The 22737-nt window shown below is 42.2% G+C and carries 17 protein-coding genes and 3 pseudogenes; 12 read left to right on the top strand and 8 right to left on the bottom strand.

The window, feature by feature from the left end; all coding sequences use genetic code 11:
* Positions 1-32: 32 nt before the first annotated feature.
* The 4 genes and pseudogenes from ITG10_RS16930 to ITG10_RS16915 form a co-directional block, all read right to left on the bottom strand.
* A complete protein-coding gene (locus ITG10_RS16930; protein ID WP_248386543.1) occupies positions 33-530 on the bottom strand; it encodes a hypothetical protein in 498 nt (165 codons plus the stop codon).
* Between the two features lie 118 nt (positions 531-648).
* On the bottom strand, positions 649-828 hold the full coding sequence (locus ITG10_RS16925) for a hypothetical protein (protein ID WP_248386541.1): 180 nt from the start codon (positions 826-828) through the stop codon (positions 649-651).
* 109 nt (positions 829-937) lie between these two features.
* Positions 938-1732 carry a hypothetical protein gene (locus ITG10_RS16920; RefSeq protein ID WP_248386539.1) on the bottom strand — a complete coding sequence of 265 codons (795 nt, stop codon included), beginning with the start codon at positions 1730-1732 and terminating at the stop codon, positions 938-940.
* A 145-nt stretch (positions 1733-1877) separates the two neighbouring features.
* A pseudogene (locus ITG10_RS16915) lies at positions 1878-2348 on the bottom strand (CsgG/HfaB family protein).
* Between the two features lie 260 nt (positions 2349-2608).
* On the opposite strand from ITG10_RS16915, the pseudogene ITG10_RS16910 reads away from it, so the two are divergent.
* A pseudogene (locus ITG10_RS16910) lies at positions 2609-2920 on the top strand (MarR family transcriptional regulator); the annotation flags it as partial.
* Positions 2921-3535: 615 nt separating this feature from the next.
* Positions 3536-5260 (top strand): annotated as a pseudogene (locus tag ITG10_RS16905) (methyl-accepting chemotaxis protein).
* A gap of 143 nt (positions 5261-5403) precedes the next feature.
* Here the strand turns inward: ITG10_RS16905 and ITG10_RS16900 are convergent.
* Complete coding sequence (locus ITG10_RS16900; RefSeq protein ID WP_004733935.1) at positions 5404-5643, bottom strand: PAS factor family protein; 240 nt, start codon at positions 5641-5643, stop codon at positions 5404-5406.
* Positions 5644-5883: 240 nt separating this feature from the next.
* Between ITG10_RS16900 and ITG10_RS16895 the strand changes: the two genes are divergently transcribed.
* From ITG10_RS16895 to ITG10_RS16880, 4 genes are all read left to right on the top strand, one after another.
* Positions 5884-6879: a DHH family phosphoesterase gene (locus ITG10_RS16895; RefSeq protein ID WP_017629828.1), complete on the top strand. Its 996-nt coding sequence runs from the start codon at positions 5884-5886 to the stop codon at positions 6877-6879.
* 491 nt (positions 6880-7370) lie between these two features.
* Positions 7371-9560: an immunoglobulin-like domain-containing protein gene (locus ITG10_RS16890; protein WP_017629827.1), complete on the top strand. Its 2190-nt coding sequence runs from the start codon at positions 7371-7373 to the stop codon at positions 9558-9560.
* Positions 9561-9816: 256 nt separating this feature from the next.
* Complete coding sequence (locus ITG10_RS16885; RefSeq protein WP_017629826.1) at positions 9817-10737, top strand: LysR family transcriptional regulator; 921 nt, start codon at positions 9817-9819, stop codon at positions 10735-10737.
* A 187-nt stretch (positions 10738-10924) separates the two neighbouring features.
* Positions 10925-12955 (top strand): TonB-dependent receptor, encoded by a 2031-nt coding sequence (locus tag ITG10_RS16880; protein WP_017629825.1) that lies wholly within the window; start codon positions 10925-10927, stop codon positions 12953-12955.
* Between the two features lie 119 nt (positions 12956-13074).
* Here the strand turns inward: ITG10_RS16880 and ITG10_RS16875 are convergent, their stop codons facing one another.
* Together ITG10_RS16875 and ITG10_RS16870 are read right to left on the bottom strand one after the other, a co-directional pair.
* Positions 13075-13818 (bottom strand): class I SAM-dependent methyltransferase, encoded by a 744-nt coding sequence (locus ITG10_RS16875; protein WP_026084133.1) that lies wholly within the window; start codon positions 13816-13818, stop codon positions 13075-13077.
* A gap of 126 nt (positions 13819-13944) precedes the next feature.
* On the bottom strand, positions 13945-15270 hold the full coding sequence (locus tag ITG10_RS16870; RefSeq protein ID WP_248386538.1) for a sensor domain-containing diguanylate cyclase: 1326 nt from the start codon (positions 15268-15270) through the stop codon (positions 13945-13947).
* Positions 15271-15496: 226 nt separating this feature from the next.
* Here ITG10_RS16870 and ITG10_RS16865 point away from each other — a divergent pair, with 226 nt between their 5' ends.
* The gene (locus tag ITG10_RS16865) at positions 15497-15955 is read left to right on the top strand and encodes a GNAT family N-acetyltransferase (RefSeq protein WP_248386489.1); all 459 of its coding nucleotides are present in this window, start codon (positions 15497-15499) and stop codon (positions 15953-15955) included.
* Positions 15956-16041: 86 nt separating this feature from the next.
* On the opposite strand, the gene ITG10_RS16860 is transcribed toward ITG10_RS16865, so the two are convergent.
* Complete coding sequence (locus ITG10_RS16860; protein ID WP_026084132.1) at positions 16042-17760, bottom strand: S8 family peptidase; 1719 nt, start codon at positions 17758-17760, stop codon at positions 16042-16044.
* A gap of 513 nt (positions 17761-18273) precedes the next feature.
* Here ITG10_RS16860 and ITG10_RS16855 point away from each other — a divergent pair.
* The 5 genes from ITG10_RS16855 (at position 18274) to sbcD (ending at position 22736) form a co-directional block, all read left to right on the top strand.
* A complete protein-coding gene (locus ITG10_RS16855) occupies positions 18274-18870 on the top strand; it encodes a LysE/ArgO family amino acid transporter (protein WP_017629821.1) in 597 nt (198 codons plus the stop codon).
* 132 nt (positions 18871-19002) lie between these two features.
* On the top strand, positions 19003-19659 hold the full coding sequence (locus ITG10_RS16850) for a glutathione S-transferase family protein (protein ID WP_248386537.1): 657 nt from the start codon (positions 19003-19005) through the stop codon (positions 19657-19659).
* Between the two features lie 485 nt (positions 19660-20144).
* Positions 20145-20717 (top strand): porin family protein, encoded by a 573-nt coding sequence (locus ITG10_RS16845; RefSeq protein WP_017629819.1) that lies wholly within the window; start codon positions 20145-20147, stop codon positions 20715-20717.
* A 153-nt stretch (positions 20718-20870) separates the two neighbouring features.
* The gene (locus ITG10_RS16840; protein ID WP_017629818.1) at positions 20871-21284 is read left to right on the top strand and encodes a VOC family protein; all 414 of its coding nucleotides are present in this window, start codon (positions 20871-20873) and stop codon (positions 21282-21284) included.
* Positions 21285-21482: 198 nt separating this feature from the next.
* Entirely contained in the window at positions 21483-22736 is a 1254-nt protein-coding gene (gene sbcD, locus ITG10_RS16835; RefSeq protein ID WP_017629817.1) for an exonuclease subunit SbcD, read from the top strand.
* Position 22737 lies beyond the last annotated feature (1 nt).

The following is a 22737-nucleotide window of genomic DNA, read 5'->3' as shown; positions in this document are numbered from 1 at the left end:
ATGGGAGATTAAACAACCTCCCTTATGTACATTTATTGTGAAACATTCATTGAAAACGTTGTTCCTGGATTGTTGATTGACGCTGTTAAATGAGCATCATCGTTAGACTGGTTAACAGTAATGGTTGCATTATCGGGAATGCTATTGGCATAAATATACGCATAAGCATTGTCCCCGCTTTGATTTACATTGGTGGTTACATACGAAGCATCACCATATAAGTTAAGGCTTAGGTTAGCATCTACACCATTTTGATTTAAGTTATACGTACTTGAATCGGTATTAACACTAAGATTCAGAGTAGCATCACTATTAACCGTTGTATCATTCAAATTGATTACGTGATTCACAGTATTGCTATCACCATTAACTGACATATAAGCACTAACGTTACCGGTAGTGTCATAGGTCGAAGTTAAATTGTTGTCATCACCTTGAATATTATGTGACATTGTCAAGCCTTTGGGCTTAATCGTGTCGCCAACAGTGATAGTGGAAACATTACTATCGCCAGAATGATAAACACTCAAACTGTTCCAACTACTCGAGTCTGTCTGACCAGTATCTACATTTACATTAATGTATGCGCTGTTATCGCTTCCATTTTGGTTTGCAGTGAAAGATGTAAGACCATTCAAAATCGCATTTTCAGGAGAGTGGCTGTGTCTGCCTTTTTTGAATTTTATTCCCCGTACCTGTCGATTGCGTAATACTTACTTGGTTTAATAGTTCACCATTATCAGATTGCTGAATTCTAACTTCATTTGCATTGACATTTAGTGATACCATTACAGCTAAAGTAGTCGTTGTATAAATATAACTTTTCATATTAAATTCCTTCTTCATATATTCCACCACCCTAGTTCTAACACATAACATTTTATGTTTAGGGTGGCATTGCAACAATGGGAGATTAAACAACCTCCCTTATGTACATTTATTGTGAAACATTCATTGAAAACGTTGTTCCTGGATTGTTGATTGACGCTGTTAAATGAGCATCATCGTTAGACTGGTTAACAGTAATGGTTGCATTATCGGGAAGGCTATTGGCATAAATATACGCATAAGCATTGTCCCCGCTTTGATTTACATTGGTGGTTACATACGAAGCATCACCATATAAGTTAAGGCTTAGGTTAGCATCTACACCATTTTGATTTAAGTTATACGTACTTGAATCAGTATTAACACTAAGATTCAGAGTAGCATCACTATTAACCGTTGTATCATTCAAATTGATTACGTGATTCACAGTATTGCTATCACCATTAACTGACATATAAGCACTAACGTTACCGGTAGTGTCATAGGTCGAAGTTAAATTGTTGTCATCACCTTGAATATTATGTGACATTGTCAAGCCTTTGGGCTTAATCGTGTCGCCAACAGTGATAGTGGAAACATTACTATCGCCAGAATGATAAACACTCAAACTGTTCCAACTACTCGAGTCTGTCTGACCAGTATCTACATTTACATTAATGTATGCGCTGTTATCGCTTCCATTTTGGTTTGCAGTGAAAGATGTAAGACCATTCAAAATCGCATTTTCAGGGAGAGTGGCTGTGTCTGCCTTTTGAATTTTATTCCCCGTACCTGTCGATTGCGTAATACTTACTTGGTTTAATAGTTCACCATTATCAGATTGCTGAATTCTAACTTCATTTGCATTGACATTTAGTGATACCATTACAGCTAAAGTAGTCGTTGTATAAATATAACTTTTCATATTAAATTCCTTCTTCATATATTCCACCACCCTAGTTCTAACGCTTTCTCCGTTATATCTAGAATAGACTGGTTCGATTGCTAGTCGAGTTGCAACACTTACTGGTTCGTTATATGACCCTCCCATCTCTAATTGCATTAAATTGTCATCGAAAATTTTGTATGAGTTTATTCCCAGACATGGATATTATTGTTTTCTTAGAGATACTACTGAGTAATATCTCGCCTGTTTTAACTGATACAGCTCTTAAAGATACGGTCACGGTGTCTACCGAATACTCGCTAGACAGCGAAAATCATTAAAGAAAAACCACCAGCAGCCTGTTTGTTATTGTGGTCATAAGCTATTACTCCCCAGTGAATACAATACTTGGTACTTTCAAAACTCCTAAACTCTTTGGGCTGACCGATACCGAAGCTAATTGTCTTTCATCTAACATTTGGGCAAGAAACGTTCTGTCAATAACTTTATAAAGCTTCCCATCATTTAACCCAGAAAGCGAGTGCATTAACATAGAATCAAGACCTTGAGGAACAGCAGTAGAAGCTTCTTGATATAATAAGCCTTGTTTTCTTTGTCCTGAAAAGTCGGAAAAACGATAGACAGTTACATTCATGGGTTTAGAATGTTCTGGATAGATAATTTCACTATCAAATTTAACATTATTTTCCGTATATGGTTTTCGACTATGTTTTTCTATGGAAGAGCACCTATATTTAAAACAAAAGATAAAATAATAATTATAATTCTCATTTTTAATCTCAATCCCTGAACTGATAGTTCAATGTTTTGGTCTCCATTCTCACCCGATATGTTTATTGTTAAAATATCACCATTTTTTTCATAATCTAGGTTTTAAGCCATCTGACACATTTAGTACACACCATTGAAGTACTTGGTATGCATGGCGCGTTAAGAATGAAAGAGCTCGCTGAAAAGTTGGGTATCACCACGGGTACGCTTACTGTTCAAATCGAAAAGTTGGTTAAAGCTGAATTGATTGAGCGCCATGAACACCCAACGGACCGTCGTGCAATTGTGGTGGCATTGACCGATGAAGGTCAGAAGATCCACGTTCACCATAACCAACTCCACTTGAATTTGGTTAATGAGCTGACGCAAGACATCGAAGAAGACGAAAGAGCGGTGTTGTTGAAGTGCCTAACCAAGATGGTGAAAGCGTTTTAGTCAGCCTTAAGTTCAAACACTCGCTGATTCGCTATAAGGCGATTGACTAGAAATCTAAAAATGGACCTGACTCGAATTGAGTAGGTCCATTTTTATTGCCGTTTCCGCTCGACTATACAATCACCACTCGATGGGTTCACCGTTTGAAAATCAAGTCGAAATCTCCAATATTGCTCTTCGCTCGTGCTCATCTGATGAGCCAAAAAAGTGTCACCTATAACTGGTAGGTCAATAATTGACCAAGGCGTTTTAATTCAGAGCCTTACATAGCAGTGCATTCAGGCCTTCACACCCCGTCAAATAGCTGTCTCTCACTTTTATCATTCAACTAATGTATATGTAACTTATTTGTGTTATTGATAAATTTAACTTTAGTGAGTAGTCTCATTCGTTGTTTAAATGCAATTGAGAACGTTATAGCTAGTGGACTCAGAAGCCACAGTTTTAGACGCTCATTATCGGTAAAAGCCATAACAATAATCAATTCGCACGAGTTGGGTATCCATTCTTCGATGCGATTCATTTAGATACTCATAGTTAATTTAGTAAAGACGAGCCACGTATATGAACATAAAGAAAAAGCTCTATTCGCTGGGGATGTTCTCCATCTTCGGCATGATTTCATTGCTGTTTACCACATCGCAATTTGCAGACACCACAGCTCAAATGAGTGAAGCCAAACAAATCACCAAAGATCTCGAAGTGCGATTGCTCAACCTTCGCCGTAACGAGAAAGATTTCTTACTGCGTAGCGATATGAAATACCTCGACAAGTTCGACGTAAACTACAACAAATTCTTAGCGTCTGAATCTGAGCTAGATGCTGTGCTCAGTGAGCTAGGTTTAGCCAACAGCACACATCTACGTGAAGACATCGAAACTTACCACACTAGTTTTGTTAACTTAGTTAAAGCGAGCGAAGTCTATGGGCTAGCGCGTGACAAAGGCTTGCTAGGCGAGTTTCATGTTTTGCTCGATAACATCAGTGCGACGGCCAGCGCTGAACAAAAAATCGAGCTTTACTTGTTCAATGACTTAATTGAAAAAGGTAACTTCGATCCGAGCGTACTTTCTATCACTTCTAACATGAGTAGTTCGGCAGCTTTGATAGACGCTGCTCGCCAAGTGGTTGAACAGAAAAGAGTGATAGGTTTACAGCATAACGAAGGATTGTTAGGTGAAGCGCGCTCTGGTTCACACGTTATCGAGACTCAGTTTAAAGAGTTCTCTGCGGTGCTAGACCAACAAACGCAGCAAGAGATGGACAAACTGTCGCTGATTAACAACATCCTTTGCGTCACGTTACTTGTCTCGATCATTCTGTTCAGCTGGTTAATTGTCCGTTCTATTATCGGCAAGATAGAGTCGTTACTCTCGGTGATCCGCAATATCGTTGATTCAAACGATGTGTCTATTCGCTCACACCTCGATGGTAAAGACGAACTCAGCACGCTAGGTCAATAATTCAACCAATTGCTTGACCAACTGGAAGGGCTTATCGCAGCATCTCAGTCTAAATCACTGCAACTGACACAAAGCACATCGAACATGCATGACGAGTTAGAATCAGTAATCAAACAGTTTGAAGTGCAAGCTAACCATACCTCTACCATGACAACCTCAGTGCAAGAAATGGTACTCACGATTGGTGAGATTTCAGAAAGCACATCGGTTGCGGCTGAAGGTGTACATCAAGCGAAAGTTAATGCCGACAAAGGCCGCGAAGTGGTTGTCGACACCATCAGCAATATTACTCAGTTGTCTGAACGCCTTTCAAGCAGCCAAGATTCGATCAGCTCGTTAAACCATCATGTTGATCAAATTGGCGATGCAGTCAACATCATTCAAGGCATTGCAGAACAAACCAACTTATTGGCATTGAACGCAGCCATTGAAGCAGCGCGTGCGGGTGAACAAGGTCGTGGTTTTGCCGTTGTTGCCGATGAAGTAAGAGCACTGGCTAGCAGAACGCACCAATCAACCACTGAAATCACCAGCGTTGTGACGGCAATTCAAAGCCAAATGAACGCTTCGATGACCGAGATTGGAGAATGTAACCAACAAGGCCAACTGACTCTGAAAGATTCTGAAGAGCTCGATGCGAGCTTGCAACTTATCTTGAGCGATATGGAGAACATCCAAGGTAACTCAGAGCGAATTGCCTCTGCGATTGAAGAGCAGGGTGCAGTAATGGCGCAAGTGAGCGACTCAATCACCGAGCTGAATACCATTTCAAACGACAACAATGCTTCGGCGCAGCACTGTTTGGTTGAAGTGGATAAGGTCGCAGAACAAGCCAACGACATGGACCAAGCGGTCGCACAGTTTAAGACTTCGTAAACATTCAGAGCAAACTAAACCAAAGGCGTGGATCATCTGCGCCTTTTTTGTGGCTGAGATTCAACTAGTTAAATGACGACAATAAAAAACGGCCCGATCTGGGGGAAGATCTGGGCCGTGATATTACACCTTAATAAGGATAATTACTTATTTCGGCCTTCCAGCACATCCAGTGCCAGTTCAACCGCTTTATCAATATTATCGCATCCCGCTAACTTACCTGAGCTGATAGGACCAAGCACATTAGCGTATAACGAGAGCTGCTTGTTAAATGGCAGGCTCAACTGCTCATATAAACGCTGGCGAATCTCGGCATGTTGCTCAGGAGCATGAGCAGCAAGGCTTTTCAAAGTGTCATAAACAAGAGTGGTGGTAGTGTTCATTGGTCTCTTTATCATTAAGTGGGATGCGCTTATTTTATAATCTTTTTCATGTTCTTTTACTGTGATATATGTCATACAATATTATTAATGTTTTTATCTTTTGAATCTAATGAGAATAAGGCATTCCAAAATAGACTTAAGTATCTGTGAAATATAACTAAAATAATGACAAACTATCGAATAGACGAACGTATTGGCGCGTTTCTGGCAAACGGTTAAAGCTATAGGAAGAGGAACAACATGCACTACGACGTATTCAACGGAGACGCAGATGGCATAATCGCGTTGTTACAGCTGCGATTAAGTGAGCCAAAAGAGAGCGTGCTCATTACTGGCGTAAAGCGTGATATTAAGTTGGTTTCTCAAGCCGTGTCCCAAATCGCAGAGCAGGACGATCACGCGAGCGTAGACTCTGTCACTGTGTTGGATGTGTCGATGGAGAAGAACTTACCTGCATTACAGTCGTTGCTCGATAACGATATAAAGGTGTTTTATTGCGATCATCACCGCACGGGAGATATTCCTCAATCTAAGTACCTTGATACGCTGATTAACACAGCTCCGGAATGTTGCACCAGTTTATTAATCAACCAAAAGCTAAAGGGTGAGTATGTTGCATGGGCAATTGCGGCGGCATTTGGTGATAACTTAAAAGCGGTAGCGACACTACTAGCAACAGCTAGTGACTTTGACCAATCCCAAACTGACTTTTTAGAAGAACTGGGTACGCTCATTAATTATAACGGCTATGGCTCGTCGTTGAGTGATTTACACTTCACGCCAACTGAGCTTTACCAAGCTCTTTATCAATATTCGAACCCGTTTGATCTCTTGGATGATAAAGACTCCGTATTTTTTCAACTTCGTGCCGCTTATCAAACTGACAACCAACAATTATCAAACCTAACCCCAATCTACGAGAGTGACGTCGCGCGAGTGTTTGAGTTGCCAGGGGAAACTTGGGCAAGGCGTATTAGTGGAGTCTTTGGGAATGAAATCGTTAATCAAGATCCAGATCGAGCGCAAGCCGTATTAACCCAAAACCAAGATGGCGAATCTTATACTGTGAGTTTGCGAGCGCCGTTATCTAATAGAATGGGTGCTGATGAAATTTGCTCTAGTTTTGATACGGGTGGTGGGAGAAAAGCCGCAGCTGGTATTAATCAGCTTAATGAAAATAATAAGATGAATTTTATTTCCAAAATTGAGACTTATTATTCATCTGTTGGCGAATGAATGACCTGAAAGTTTAAGATTTAAACCGCCCAAAAGTATGCTTTATTACTTTGAACTTCAATTCCTGACCTAAACCTCTAGCATATTTCAAGCTATTGGTGCTCATTGATTTTAGTGATGTCACTCGCAATGTAAAACTTCCTGTCGCCAGTGCTAGCGGGGTCTGCGAAGGTTGGTTTTCATTTTTCAACTCAACATTTTTTACCGATTGGATTATTTTAGAAGTTACTTAATTACCTCGGTGAATTAAGTGGCTTAATTTATTTTTCTGATAAATAGTTTGAGCGATAAATATCTATTTTTAGCATTCTAATTTGAATGAAAAGTCAAAGTCATATTGATTCTAATATTCAATCTGTGACTTAAAATCACAAGTTAAATCAAAGGTCATCTTTTCCTATAAATTCCATTACTTATCTATAAATATTCATGGCTAAAATGAATTGGTTCGGTTGTGATTGGCACAGCTGTTGAGTAAGGAAGTGGGACTAATGTTGAAACGTAAAGCTCTACAATTAGCAGTATCGGTCGGCATGGCGGCAATGTCTGGTGCTGTTTATGCGAATGGTTCAGACATGACAAATCCAGATTCTGGTGTCGTGGTGGGGTATTGGCACAACTGGTGTGAGGGTGGTGGTTACCAAGGCGGTAATGCGCCATGTGTGACACTGGACGAAGTGAACCCGATGTACAACATTGTGAATGTGTCATTCATGAAGGTTTACGACGTGGCTGATGGTCGAATCCCAACTTTTAAACTGGACCCAACCATTGGGCTTTCAGAAGAACAGTTTATTGACCAAATCTCTGAACTCAACAAGCAAGGTCGCTCTGTACTGATAGCGCTGGGTGGTGCAGATGCACACGTAGAGCTTGAAACCGGTGACGAAAGAGCCTTTGCTGATGAGATCATTCGACTTACTGAACGCTACGGCTTTGACGGTCTTGATATCGACCTAGAGCAAGCGGCAGTAACCGCAGCAAACAACCAAACTGTAATTCCAGATGCACTAAAGCTAGTGAAAGAACACTATCGCGCTGAAGGCAAAAACTTCCTTATTACTATGGCGCCTGAATTCCCGTATCTAACGACTGGCGGAAAATACGTACCTTACATCGACAATCTAGAAGGTTACTATGACTGGATTAACCCACAATTTTACAACCAAGGTGGCGATGGCATCTGGGTTGAAGGTGTTGGTTGGATCGCTCAAAACAATGATGCGCTAAAAGAAGAGTTCATCTACTACATTTCTGATTCTCTAATCAACGGTACGCGTGGCTTCCACAAGATCCCACACGACAAACTTGTGTTTGGTATCCCTTCAAGTATCGATGCAGCAGCAACCGGTTTTGTTCAAGAGCCACAAGATTTGTATGACGCGTTCGATAGCCTTACGGCGCAAGGTCAGCCTCTGCGCGGTGTAATGACTTGGTCTATTAACTGGGACATGGGTACTAATAAGAACGGCCAGCAATACAACGAACAATTTATTAAAGACTACGGCCCGTTTGTTCATGGTCAAGTGACACCGCCGCCAGTTGAAGGTGAACCTGTACTGAAAGGTGTTGAGAACTCGCGCGTTTTACACGGAACGGCTTTCGACCCAATGGAAGGCGTAACCGCAACAGATAAAGAAGATGGCGACTTAACATCATCTATTGATGTTGAAGGTTACGTTGAAACCAGTGTTATCGGTACTTATGTTCTGACTTACCGTGTGAAAGACAGCGACAACAATGAAACAACCAAAGCAAGAACAGTAGAAGTTTATAGCCAAAAACCCGTTTTCGATGGCGTATCAGATACAACAGTAATACTTGGTACTGCATTTGATCCGATGGCTGGTGTGACTGCAAACGATGCTGAAGATGGTGATCTAACGAGTTCGATTACACACACAGGCAGTGTCGATGTGAATGAAATGGGCAACTACACGCTTGTATATAGTGTGACAGACAGTGCTCATCAAACCGTCACTGCAGAGCGTAAAGTGTCTGTGACTGATGGTTCTAACTGTGCAGCAGCATGGGATGCCGGCACCGTTTATGTTGAAGGTGACCAAGTATCACACGATGGCGCAACGTGGGGAGCGGGTTGGTATACTCGCGGTGAAGAGCCAGGAACGACAGGTGAGTGGGGCGTTTGGAGAAAGGTTTCAGACAGCTCATGTGGTGGCAACCCTGATCCAGGTGACGACCCAGAACTGAACGTATCTGGCCTTAAGTCAGAATATGTACTGAATAACGGCAATGTACGTTTAGAGTTCACACTGACATCAAACGAAGCGCTAGATGTGACAGCGATGGTAATTGACAGCGCAGGTACTGTCGTTGAGCAGACAAAAGTTAACCTAACTGACAGCCGTGCAATCACAACGGATCTGTACGATGTAGCCGAAGGCCAATACAAGCTTGAAGTCGTAGGTAAAGCAACAGACGGCGAAATGGTAATGATCGATAATTCATTCGCTATCAAAGAAGAGGGCGGCACAACGCCACCTCCAGGTGATTACCCTCCGTATGAAGCCGGAACGAATTACGAAGCGGGCGATATTGTAGTCGGCAGCGACAATGGTTTATACGAATGTAAGCCTTGGCCATACACGGCTTGGTGTGCAAGCGCATCTTACGCTCCGGGAGATAGCCAATATTGGCAAGATGCTTGGACAAAGCTTTAATCAACTAGCTCTGTAGACTAAGCACCATAAAGTAAAAGATCAAAGAGAGGCCATCATGCCTCTCTTTTTTATTTGGGTAATCCACTCATGAGTTCGGTGTTATTGATGTCACCACTTTTACTGACGGCACATATAGCGGCTAGGGCGACAAGAGACTTTGCTTTAGATCAAAATAAGAGTGATTATCAATTGTATTACTTGTCTGAAAACTGCACTATGCGCTCACTGAATTTTCAATTTTGTAAATATTTAAATAATGAATCTTGCGCAAGTCGATCTTAACCTCTTAGTCATCCTCAAACACCTTCTTGAAGAAAAACACGTATCCAACACCGCACTAGCCCTTGATATGAGTCAGCCAACCGTGAGTCGTTCGTTGCAAAAGCTACGCACGGTGTTTAACGATGACTTGTTAGTGAGAGCGGCTTACGGTTATGAGCTAACACCAAAAGCAGAAGCCATTAAACAAGATCTTAATTCTGTACTGACACGTTTAGAGAAGCTAGTTCACGGCGATGTTTTTGAACCACAAACGAGTGACAGCACCGTTCGTTTTTTCGGCTTGGTTCCACAGGTTTCTCACTTGTTACCTAAGGTCGTTTCTGAGATTCGCAAGCAAGCACCGAACATGGTAGTCGATATCGATTCCATTCCGAAGCGTCATTTCGAGCCTTTACTGTCTGGTGATGCGCACTTCGTACTGTCGACACATGAGCCATTAAGCTCAGAGCAGAACTTGTACCGAATGTTCGTGATCAGCCGTGATTATCGTTTATTGATGAGCAAAGACCATCCGTTGGCAGATAAAGAGATCACAGTCGATGACTTGCTTAACAGTCAATTAGGTCAGATCTCATTGCAAGGGGACAAGAAGCTCTCTATTGAGAACCGATTTAAAGATCTAGGTTTGATTGATAAACAGCGCCAGTTATCGATTCCAATTCAGTTGTCTAACTTCAACATCGCTGCAGATATTGCAGAGACGACTGACATCATCTTCCACCTTCCTACACCGTTTGCTACGCAAGCGGCCAAGCAACGTGACTTAATTTGTAAACGTGTGCCGAAAGCGATCAGAAGCCCGTCAGAAGATGTGTACCTTTACTGGCATAAACGTTTCCACAATGACCCTATGTGCCGTTGGGTGCGAGAGCTATTCAAAGACCTATACGCTTGAATCATTCGAGTGATGAATGTAATCTTTGAGTATCTATAGGAGTGAATATGGATCTTTTAACTTATTTGAAAGGTGAATAGCGAGAATCGATTTTTGACATGAAACTTTCATTGATAAGAGTGGTAGTAGGTTGTTTAATGCAAACCATTATCATTATCATTACCAATTACATATAAGAATGAATATCATGTCTGAGAGATCCCTTTTTACTCGTAAGCCTTTATCGATCGCAGTCGCTGTTATTTGTACTTCACTTTCGCCAAACCTATTAGCGCAAGAGGAAGTGAAGGATATAGATGAGCAAATGGTGGTTACGGCAACTCGTACAGAGATGGCGTTAAAACAAGCACCAGCTTCAATGTCGGTTATCACTGCTCAAGATATCGAAGACAGCCCAGGTATTACCTTGGCAGACATCGTTGCTGAATCAACGAGTGTTGAGTCTGACTTCGATAGCACACGTGCTGGCCGTCAAATGATCTCTATTCGTGGTATGGATTCTGATTACACGCTCATCATGGTAAACGGCCGTCGTCTAAGTTCGGCAAGTGCCATCATCCGTGGCAACGACTTCGACCTTTCTACTATCCCTGCTGATTCGATCGAACGTGTTGAAATCATCCGTGGCCCAATGTCTGCACTTTACGGTTCGGATGGTATGGGTGGCACAATTAACATCATCACGAAGGCTCCTGAAAACGATTGGAGCTCTACACTAAGCATGGACAACTCTTCACCTATGGATGGTAACGGCGGCCAAGAATACTCGGTTGGCTTAACCACATCAGGTGCTCTAATTGAAGATGAGTTGTACGCACGTGTTTCTGTAAACCAAACCAGTCGTAATGCATGGCAGCCATACTCAGGTACACACAGTTCTGGTTATGATCGTGAAGATATTACTGCATTAGAAGGCCGCGACACTCTTAGCCTATTAGCAAGCCTTTCATGGCACGCGACGGATAATCAAACCATCGATTTTGATTTTGGTTACAGCGACGACGAACGTGAATCAGCGGCAAAAAGTGCAAAATCGGTTATTGAGTCAGACACTCGTGTAGTGCGTCACAGCCAAGCAATTACACACAGTGGTTTCTGGAGCTGGGGTGATACTCAAGTTCGTTATTCACGCGAGAACGTAACAGATAACGATGCCGCCGATCTAGGCAACAACTTCAGCAGCGATATCGAAGAGCTAACTCAAATTGTTGAAGCATCTGCTACTACTTACCTTGGTGACAGCCACACGCTGACATTTGGTATGGACTACCAGTTAAGTGAATTAACTAACAAAGAAAACCTATCAAGCGGAACTTCTGAAGCATATCAAGGTGCATTGTTTGTACAAGACCAATGGGTCATGACAGACAGCCTAACCGCAACGATCGGTGGTCGTTTGGATAAGCACGAATTGTACGGCGAAGAGTTCAGCCCACGTGTGTATTTGGTTCACCAAACAACGAATGACCTAATCATCAAAGGTGGTGTAGGCAAGGCATTCAAGGCGCCAACATTGACTCAAAACCAATCTGACTACACAGTATCAAGCTGTAAGGGTGGTTGTGCGTTGGTGGGTAATGAAGACCTAAATCCAGAGACAAGTATTAACTACGAACTTGCGACGGTATACACACAACCACGTTGGAATGTAGAAGCAGCATTGTTCCGTAATGAGATTAATGACCTAATCGAAAGAACGCAGGGTTACTGCCCGCAAGGTGGTGATTGGAACGAAAGTGCTCTTCAATGTGAAAACCCTGACGGTACACCAACGGGAGATTTAGGCGCGAAGACGTACCAAAACGTGTCTGAAGCTATCATTCAAGGTGTTGAGCTTGGCGGTATGTACCAAATCTCTGACGAGTGGGCAGTTTCTGGTAACTACACTTACCTAGATACAGAAGATAAGTCGACAGGTGAAGAGCTACTTGAGCGTTACAAGCATTCAGGCTTTGTGAAGCTTAACTGGAACCCAACTTACGATCTAAGTACCTTCGTCAGTGCGCGTTACCGTGGTGAGCGTCAGATTGACGGCGACCTAACGCAAGACGCTTACACAACATTGAACATCGGTACGGTTTACAATGTGAATGATTCAGTGCGACTACGCGCAGGTATCTCAAATCTAACAGATGAGTCAGTATCGGAAGAGTTAGAGTACATTGGTTATGTTGAAGAGCCACGTACTTACTACGTAGGTATGACTGCAGACTTCTAATCAACCTGCGTTTGATTCGATAGATAAATTTAAAACAAACAACCCACAGGACTTAACGTCGTGTGGGTTCTTTTGATTTGGGAGCTCGTAACTTGAGTGAGCTTAGGTGTCGAACAGTATTAGCTTTTTACACAAGTAATAAGAGCATTGCCCGATTGGGTATCCCACGGCAACAACTTATCGTAATCGTGTTCAAAGACATGAACTTCAAAGTAGGCTTTGAGTATTTCAATCAACTCTTGGAACGAGAAGGCCACCATTGGGTGTTCATCATTCCATATTTGACTTTCGCCAGCGGTTGTCTTCTCTATACTGAGTTTCAACGCCTGTTTGTCACCTTCGCCTGAATAATACCAACCCGAACGGAAAGTAAAATCATCCTGCTCTTGGTTAGTTGTGTGTCGAACAAAAAGATCATTACAGATCTTGTCTTTGTCGACCACATTGAAGCAGAACACACCGCCTTGTTTTAGCGCTTTATGAACGCTGGCAATGCACTCTTTTAACTTCTCAATACCATCGTTGTAGTGGATGGAATACAAGAAACAAGTTATAAGGTCGAACGGCTCAGACACTTCAAAATTACTCATGTTCTGCACTGAAAAGTTAGCTTCAGGGCAGCGTATTTGAGCGATGTCTAACATGGGCTGGTTTAGGTCAAGTCCATTGCTTTGATAGCCGTAATCAATAAAGTAACGAACGTGAGGACCCGTACCACAACCAAGGTCTAGGTGAGTTTTTCCTTCATTTCCAAAAATCTGATGTAGCCTACGAACGCAGTTACTTTGCGCTTGGTAGTCAATATCAACACACATTAAATCATAGTAACCAGATAGGTCGGTATAGAGCGCGTTGGCGGACATGTTTGCCTGCAGCATTTGCTGAAAAAATTGGGGTGGCGCATAGTAAACTAGAACTTAAAAATAACAAGAAAATCTTGGTTCAGTTTACTGGTTTAAATGACCTTTTCTTAATGCTTAGCAATTGTTTCATGAGCAACATTCTACACATGCGCCTTCGTGGTTTACCGAGACTCTATTTTTTCCGTTTGATTTAGCACGATAGAGCGCGTCATCTGTAACTCGAATCAATGTATTGAGGGAATTGCTGGTACGAAGGATGCAGCTGTCGGTAATGCCAATACTGACGCTTGATTGAAACTTGGTGCGGTTGAACCCCAAGAATTGATGAGTTCGAAACTCTTCGCAAATACGCTCCCCCACCACTCGTGCTTGAGAATCTGCAGTATCGAGGGCGGTCGCGTGAGTCGTTTGTTTTTTTGGAAAGAAGACGATAAATTCTTCGCCACCCCAGCGTCCAACCACGCCGTTCAAGGCTTTGACGTGCTTCTTAATGGTATTCGCGAGGGTGCGAATTACATCGTCGCCAACACTGTGCCCAAATTGGTCGTTAATCTTTTTGAAGTCATCAATATCAAGCAGTAGGCAAGACATCTCAGTTTGTTCTTTTAACGGCTTCTTTAACCAATCGTAAATGGCACTGCGGTTGAACACCTGCGTTAAGTCGTCGTGAAGTGCGCGGTGCATGAGTTCTTGTTCTAATATCACCTTATCGGAAACATCTTCTACTACCACTTGAATGGCTTTCTCGCCTTCCCAGTTGATGATGTTGTCGTAGATATTGAAGTGTTTTTTACTGCCATCAAAACATTGGTTTTCAACCACCGAACTGAAGCTTGGCGTATCACCGGCAAGAATACTCTGGCAGCGTCTCATGGCGTTGGTACGATTGTCCGGCGGGATAATTGAAATGATGGAATCCATGGCAAGCACTTCTTCTATTGATTTGGCGCCTAGCATTTCAACCCATGCTTGATTGACCATAAGCGGTTTGAAGTTTCGATGTACGAGCACGCCTTGTTTAGAGCTATTGAGCAGAGCTCGATACATCTGATCCTTTTCTTTATGGCGTCGCTCTGCGGCGATGACAGACGTGATATCAATGAGCATGACGCGAAGTGCAGGGCGATTATTGACCATAATGCATTGAGCGAGGCTGAACAATGAGAGGAAATTTCCTTTCACGGGGACATCTGTATAGATCTTACCGTTTTGCAGTTTGCCTTTAATCGCAGAAAGGTAACGTTCACGGACAGAGCCGCGATAATGCTTGGGTATTAGCGAGTAGACAAAATCAACGTTGTTGAGAAGAGCTTCGCGGGTATCGTAACCGAAGATCTTAGCGATGTTTTGGTCGACATCGATGACACGGTGATCTTGTAGCGTAATGTAGCCCTGTGCAGAATCGAAATTCTGGCAACGTGTGGCTGTGGTTAAATCTAATTGGATACTCATATTGACCTGACTACTTATCCTCTCACCGGAAACAGGTGCTTTTTATGAATGGTGGTGTCGTGAATAGATTTTGATTGCTGTATATCGGCAAGGTCTTTAAACACGCAGCACGACAAATGTCGCGAGACTATGTAAGTAAAGTATAATATTCGTAATCTTTCGAGGGTACCGTAATTTTACTGTATCGAAAATGGATTAAAAATTTATTAAGGATAATTAAAGGCTTATGGAAATAAAAATTGATGACTTGTCTGGCGGAGAGGTGATTGGGCTACTTGAAGAACATTTAGCTGATATGTACGCGACATCGCCACCAGAAAGCGTTCATGCACTTGACCTTGATGGGCTAAAGTCACCAGAGATAACATTTTTCAGCGCATGGCAAGACAGCCAGTTACTGGGCTGTGTCGCGATTAAAGAGCTGGATACTCAACATGCTGAACTTAAGTCGATGAGAACTTCTCAATTTGCACGTAAATCTGGTGTTGCTAGCCAACTTCTGCAACATGTTTTGGATACAGCAAGCGCTCGCCAATATCGACAAATCAGCTTAGAAACTGGCTCTGAAGATTACTTTAAACCTGCGCGTAACTTGTATGAGAAATTTGGCTTTGGTTATTGCGAACCTTTTGCAGATTACGAGCTCGATCCTCACAGTCAATTTATGACTATCGAACTGCGCTAGTGCAAGCTCAGAAGCTAATGTCCAAAAACAAAAAGGTTGCCGATAGCAACCTTTTAACTCTGAATCAATAACAGATGATTAAAGCGTTAGCGAGTTTCTAGCTCCGCGAAAATGGCTTCGGCATCGACAACGCTTCCTGAGATTGAAAGTGTGCTGAACGGAACCAAATCGTCAGGGCTAGAAGGCTTTTTAACCAGCAGCTCAGGGTAGACTTTCGATTCGCCCATCAACATTGCCTTGAGCTCTTTGACGGATAGGTCAGGGTAGCGAGACCAAACTAATGCCGCGACGCCAGACACGACAGGTGCAGCCATGCTCGTACCACTTTTCGAACCATAGGTGTTACCCGGTGTGGTTGACAAAATGCGGTAGCCCGGAGCAAACACATCAACTGATTTCTGACCAAAGTTACTGAAGCTTGCGACTAAGGTTTCGTCTGCGTATTTCGCAGATGCACCCACATCTAACCATGTTGAGATAGGCTTCGAGCGGTAATGCTTAGCGTAGCGGTTTGGAAAGCTTGGTTTGATGTCGTTGTCGTTACGGCTGTTACCCGCAGAGTGAACAATTAGCACGCCTTTACGAGCCGCATAACGGAAAGCATGGTCGACAATGTACTTACGTGGTGAATAACTTTTACCGAAACTCATATTGATGATTTTCGCGCCGTTATCGACTGCGTAACGCACGGCGTTGGCAATGTCTTTGTCTCGCTCATCGCCGTTTGGAACCATACGTACTGCCATGATTTGAGCATGATCCGCGACACCATCAATACCGATAAAGTTATTACGTTCTGCTGCAATAATTCCGGCCACGTGAGTACCGTGTGAACCTACAGGACCTTTTACATCGTTGTTTCCGTATCCTTTTTCCCAAGGGTTAGAAATGTCGTCCCAAACAATATCACCACGTGTATCAAGATCTAGATTAAGGTGGAAATCTAAAGAGTCTTGATAGCGACTGCGACGTGATTCTAGATATTCAAATGAGTACCATGAATCAAACACACTCAAAAGTCCTTCAGCAGCGGTTACGACGCTAGCGTTCTCGCTATCTAATAGTGTTTTTAAACCGTTGGTAGAAAAGTCTTTCTGATCGACGTATTGAAGAATTTGTTCTTTGAACGCATTGGCTTGCTCAGTTGCTGTCGTTACGCGATTCAATGCATCTTGGTCATCTTTCAAAGAAGACAAGTAATCCGCTTCTACCGCTTTAAAGTAAGCTCGCTTCTTACGCGGAATCCAATGACCCTTCTCTTTTAGCTTAAGGTATTTTTTGTATTCTCTGGTGACTTCTAATGTATCTTGATCCACGTTAATGCCGAGTGAGTTACCAAGAAAGTTCCAACCGTGGACATCATCGATGTAGCCATTGCCGTCGTCATCGATTCCGTTGTCGGGGATCTCGTCTTCGTTGGTCCATAGTTTGTTTTTAAGATCTTCGTGTTCCACATCAACGCCCGAATCAAGAACGGCCACGATGACAGGTTGTGGTTGAAGAGGGGGCATTAAGTAGTCGTATACCACATCAGAACCCACGCCTTGGAGTCTGGTGTAACTTGCCGAGAGGTTAAACCAATCGCCACGTTGTTCGTCAGCGTTACTCATCATCCTCATAGAGAAAAATGCGGGTTGGATGGTTTCTCGTGAGTAATCCTCAACTATCGTCCCTTTTACATCCTGAATGAAGGGCGAGTTGGTAGGTTGCAGCTCTGGACTATTTTCATTAAGAGCCGAGGCAGATACGTGAGCCGAAGCCATAATGGCCAAAGCGAGAGTGGTAAGTCTGTGTCCGTGATTCATCTGTGTTGCATCCTTATCATTGTGAGACTGAATAGTTGTTTGCCTAAAACGGATACTTAGGAAAGTTGTTTAAGAAGCACTTGCTAAGTTCGTTATACGAGTGGGAAAAGCCCGCTCAAAAAGCAGTCAAAAGGTAATATGCAATCAGACTTGTATCATTCGTTCGGTCAATGAAATGGTAGGAAGATCTCACTGTGATCGATTTTAAAGTCTTAAAGTTTGAGCTGAATTCTATTAATAAAAACAATATTTATAAAATAAAGACACAAGAATAAAGGTGTTTAAAATCAATTGATTAGTTTGTTAATTATTTGAAATGCACGTGAAAACTAAAGTGAGAGTCAGTCTTAGAAAAAGCGGATGTGTGCATTTAAGTACTGCTATTTCCGCTTCTCCAATCGTCAAATACATGTGATAAGAGGCGCTGATGGTGACAGGCCACTTGTTAACAATATGATAATTTGGCTACTATTATCGCCCATACACTCGTAACTACTTTTAAAGACCTTTCTCATGTCGACTTATTTTGCTGGTTTTTCTCTTGGTCTTTCGCTGATTCTTGCGATTGGTTCTCAAAACGCGTTTGTTTTAAAACAAGGTCTCAAGAACCAACATGTTCTGGCCATTTGTGCGGTGTGTGCGATTTCTGATGCGCTGCTGATCAGTTTTGGGGTAACGGGCTTTGGTGCGATTGTTAAACAGTTTCCACAAATAGAGCAATTTGCTCGTTATGGCGGAGCTATCTTTTTAGGCGTCTACTCGTTCTTAAGCTTCCGCTCTGCATTCACTGAAAACCACGCTCTGGAAGCAAGTGCAGAAACTAAAGATTCATTAACCAAAGCGATAGCCATGTGTTTGGCGTTCACTTGGCTAAACCCGCACGTCTATTTGGATACGGTAGTCCTGCTTGGTTCTATTTCGACTCAATATCAACCTAATCAAATGTTATTTGGCGCAGGGGCGGTAACGGCTTCGTTTGTGTTCTTCTTTTCGCTAGGTTATGGCGCTCGATTCTTGGCACCAATGTTTAAGAACCCAAGAGCATGGAAGGTATTAGAATTTATCGTCGGTGTGATCATGGCATCTATTGCAATATCTTTGATCGTTTAATCGACCAGATTTGGTGATTCAAAGTTTCTGTATTTCACTATTTCCATAAAAATGGAATTATTTTTCGTCTTTTGGTTTTGGTGTTCGTCTTAGGGGGGTAAACAGAAATTAATGACCTAATTCGGAGTCACCATGATTAAATTGATTAGCTTTAAAAATTGCCCATTTGTTCAACGTGTTATGGGTTCGCTTGTAATGAAGAATGTACCGTTTGAAATTGAATATATTGAACTAAGCGACAAACCACAGTGGTTCTTGGATATTTCGCCAAACGGTCAAGTGCCTGTGTTAGTGACTGAAAACGACACGGTATTATTTGAGTCTGACGCTATTGTTGAATACCTAGATGATAAATATGCGCCAATTGAAGAGGTGACTGCCGAGCAAAAAGCATTAGACCGTGCTTGGTCTTATCAAGCGAGTAAACATTACATGCCTCAATGCGGCACTATGGGTAGTAAAGATAAAGAGACCTTTGAAACTCGTTTGGCAAATCTTCAAAAAGCCTTCCTAAAAGCAGAAAAGAAACTAGGCGAAACAGTATTCTTTAAAGGCGATTACATCTCTAACGTCGACATTGCTTGGCTACCGTTATTACACCGTGCATCGGTGATCAAAGAGCGTTCTGGTTTTGATATGTTGGAAGGTTTCCCAAAAGTACAGAAGTGGCAAGCGGCTTTGATTGAATCTGGATTGACCGATAAAACCGTTCCTGAGGATTTTATTGAGAAATTCAGTGGCTTCTATTTAACGAACAACTACTTGGCAAGCCTAGCAGAAGCTCGTTAATAATATTTATACAACTTGATATATATTTTAATAGCAGGTCGTACTAAATAAATCACCTCAAAAAAATAAAACTCCTCTATTTAAATATAGTGTGAGTTTTTTAATTTTATGAGTAAGAAAAACAATCCAAACAACTAATTTTAGTTACTTCTCTCACATCGTAATTAGCTAGTAAAATTAATGATTTAAGCTGGTTTTATAAGTCAAATAACGGCTTGTCTATTTTTAATTTCAGTCATTTCATTGCAATGAAATTATCAATTCTCACAAATGAGACTTTGTTAGATATCACCATTTGTTCATTTGATGAACACAAAATGTTGTGATAATTTCTCATTCACTCTATAAGTGAACAGTGTTTTATTATTCGTTTGGAGTTGTTTATTTAATTTATTTTAAACAGTAACGCAACCGGTGGAATAGTGTCGGATAACTACCAGCGATTGGTTAACGTTACTGTAGGACAAACTAAAAAGGGTATTTTCATGCTTAAATCAACATTTCTATTGGGCCTAGTTGGCTTGGTTTCACTTCCTACTTTTGCTGCTGGTATTGAAGGTGGTCCATACATTGGTGCTGGCCTTGGTGTATATCAAGATTCAGATACTGACGGCGCAGGCAGTTTAGACGCTGAAAGCATGGGATATAGCCTTTACGGTGGTTACCAATTTAACCGTATCGTTGGTATTGAGCTTGGTTATACAGATTACGCTGATTACGAGTCATATGGCACTAAGGTATTCTCACCAACATCGTTTTCTGTGGCAGCAAACCTAGGCTACACCTTCGACAACTCAATTCGTCCGTTTGTGTTGGCGGGCTTGAGCTATGTCGATCTAAACTCAAACAGCGCTAGTGCTTTTGATGATGACTCTGGTGCAGGCTTCCATTTCGGTGTTGGTGTTGAATACACGCCAGTAGAAAACCTGACACTTCGTCTGATTTCTCAAGCCGATGCAGTAAACATTGAATTCTTCGATAAGCAAACGGGTAATAGACTACAAAGTCGTGATGTTGCGTTCAGCACAGTAACACTGGGTGCTTCATACAACTTCTAATTGCTTAGCATTTGAATTATAGATATAGCCCATGTTGTCGAATGATAACGTGGGCTTTTTTCGGGTAATAGATTCGTAAATTATGACTCAATAGGTTCGTAAATATAGTCATAATGTGTAGAATCCTATTTTTGCCAAAGTCGAGAAATACAGATGTCTGAACTAATCCAACAACAAATCGGAAATATCGCGTTAGTCGTAGAGAACTATGATGATGCGATCGAGTTCTATACCAAGAAACTTCAATTCACTCTGATCGAAGACACCAATCTAGGTGGCGGAAAACGTTGGGTACAGGTATCTCCTCCGAATTCAAACGGAACGAACTTATTACTGGCTCAAGCAAGTAATGAAGAGCAGAAGCAGTCCGTGGGTAACCAAACCGGTGGTCGCGTTTTTCTGTTTCTACAGACCAATGATTTTTGGCGTGACTATGAGCTGATGAAAACAAATGGCGTTGTATTCAATGAAGAACCACGAGTAGAAGAGTACGGGACTGTGGTTGTGTTCCAAGATCTCTACGGCAACAAGTGGGACTTACTTCAACTAAATCGCCCAAACCATTAAGCTTTAACTTAGCTAGATTTACACATCAAAACCGCTCTAACTTTGAGCGGTTTTTTTATATAACAAACAACGTTCAATGAAGTGTTGAACACAGAGCCTATAAAGCCTGAAATTAGTTGGTTTTCACAAGCTTATAAAAGGGAAATATCTGAACTATTTTGGTAGATTATGAGTATTACCGACTTCCAGTGAGCAGCAATGAAGATTCTTCACACGTCCGATTGGCACCTTGGCCAAAACTTCTACAATAAAAGCCGTAAGAATGAACACGAGCGGTTTTTACAATGGTTACTTGAGCAAGTTACTGAGCACAACATCGACGCGATTATTGTTGCTGGCGATATTTTCGATACCAGTACGCCGCCAAGTTATGCGCGTGAGATGTATAACAAGTTTGTTGTCGACTCGAATAAGATTGGCTGCCAATTGGTGCTATTAGGTGGAAACCATGACTCGGTGTCTGTGTTGAAAGAGACACAGCAATTACTGAAGTACATGGGTGCTGATGTCATCCCAAATACCAACGAAGATCATGCGACACAGGTTGTCGAGCTCAAAGGTAAAACGGGTGATGTAGAAGCCTTGGTGTGTGCCATTCCATTTATTCGTCCTCGCGATGTGTTGACCAGTCAAGCTGGTGTGTCTGGTGTTGAGCGCCAAAAACAGTTGGGTGATGCCATTAAGCAGCATTATCAAAGTGTTTACGATGCGGCTGTCGCAAAGCGTGCGACGTTTGAAAACAGCGAAAACATGCCAATCATCGCGACCGGTCACCTAACCGCAATGGGGGTTCAACAGTCAAATTCCGTGCGGGATATTTATGTTGGTAACCTCGATGGTTTTGCTGCTGATGGTTTCCCTGATGCTGATTACATTGCACTTGGTCATATTCACCGCCCACAAGTCGTGGCGAAGCGTGAATACATTCGTTATTCCGGCTCTCCAATTCCACTCAGCTTTGATGAGCTTAAGTCTCAGAAACAGGTCTGTGTGGTCGAATTTGTAGAAGGCGAGCGCACCATTTCTCAACTGGCTGTCCCGACATTCCAACCGCTTGCTGAGATCAAAGGCGACTTGAGTGAAATTGAATCTCAACTGAACCAATACATTGGCTCAGATGGGGAACTGAGTGTTTGGTTGTCGATTGAAGTTCAAGCGCAAGATTACCTTTCAGATCTCCAAGAACGCATGCGTGCCTTGACTGAAGGTTTGAACGTAGAAGTGTTGCAACTTCGCAGAGCGAGAGAACGTCGAAATCAAGCTTTAGAGCAAGAGTCCGCAGAAACGCTGTCTGAGCTGAGCCCTATGGATGTGTTTACTAAGCGTATTGCCTTAGAAGAGTTTGAAACGGACTCTGAAAAAGCGCGCTTAGAGCGAATGACTGTGAAGTTTAAGCAAGTCATGGTTGAAGTGTCTGAAAGCGCTCAAGCACCAAACAAAGTAGAAGAGTAAC

The sequence above is a fragment of the Vibrio sp. ED004 genome (assembly GCF_023206395.1).
Classification (GTDB): domain Bacteria; phylum Pseudomonadota; class Gammaproteobacteria; order Enterobacterales; family Vibrionaceae; genus Vibrio.
Note: the sequence above shows the minus strand (reverse complement) of the source record. Positions and strands in the feature narration are given on the sequence as shown.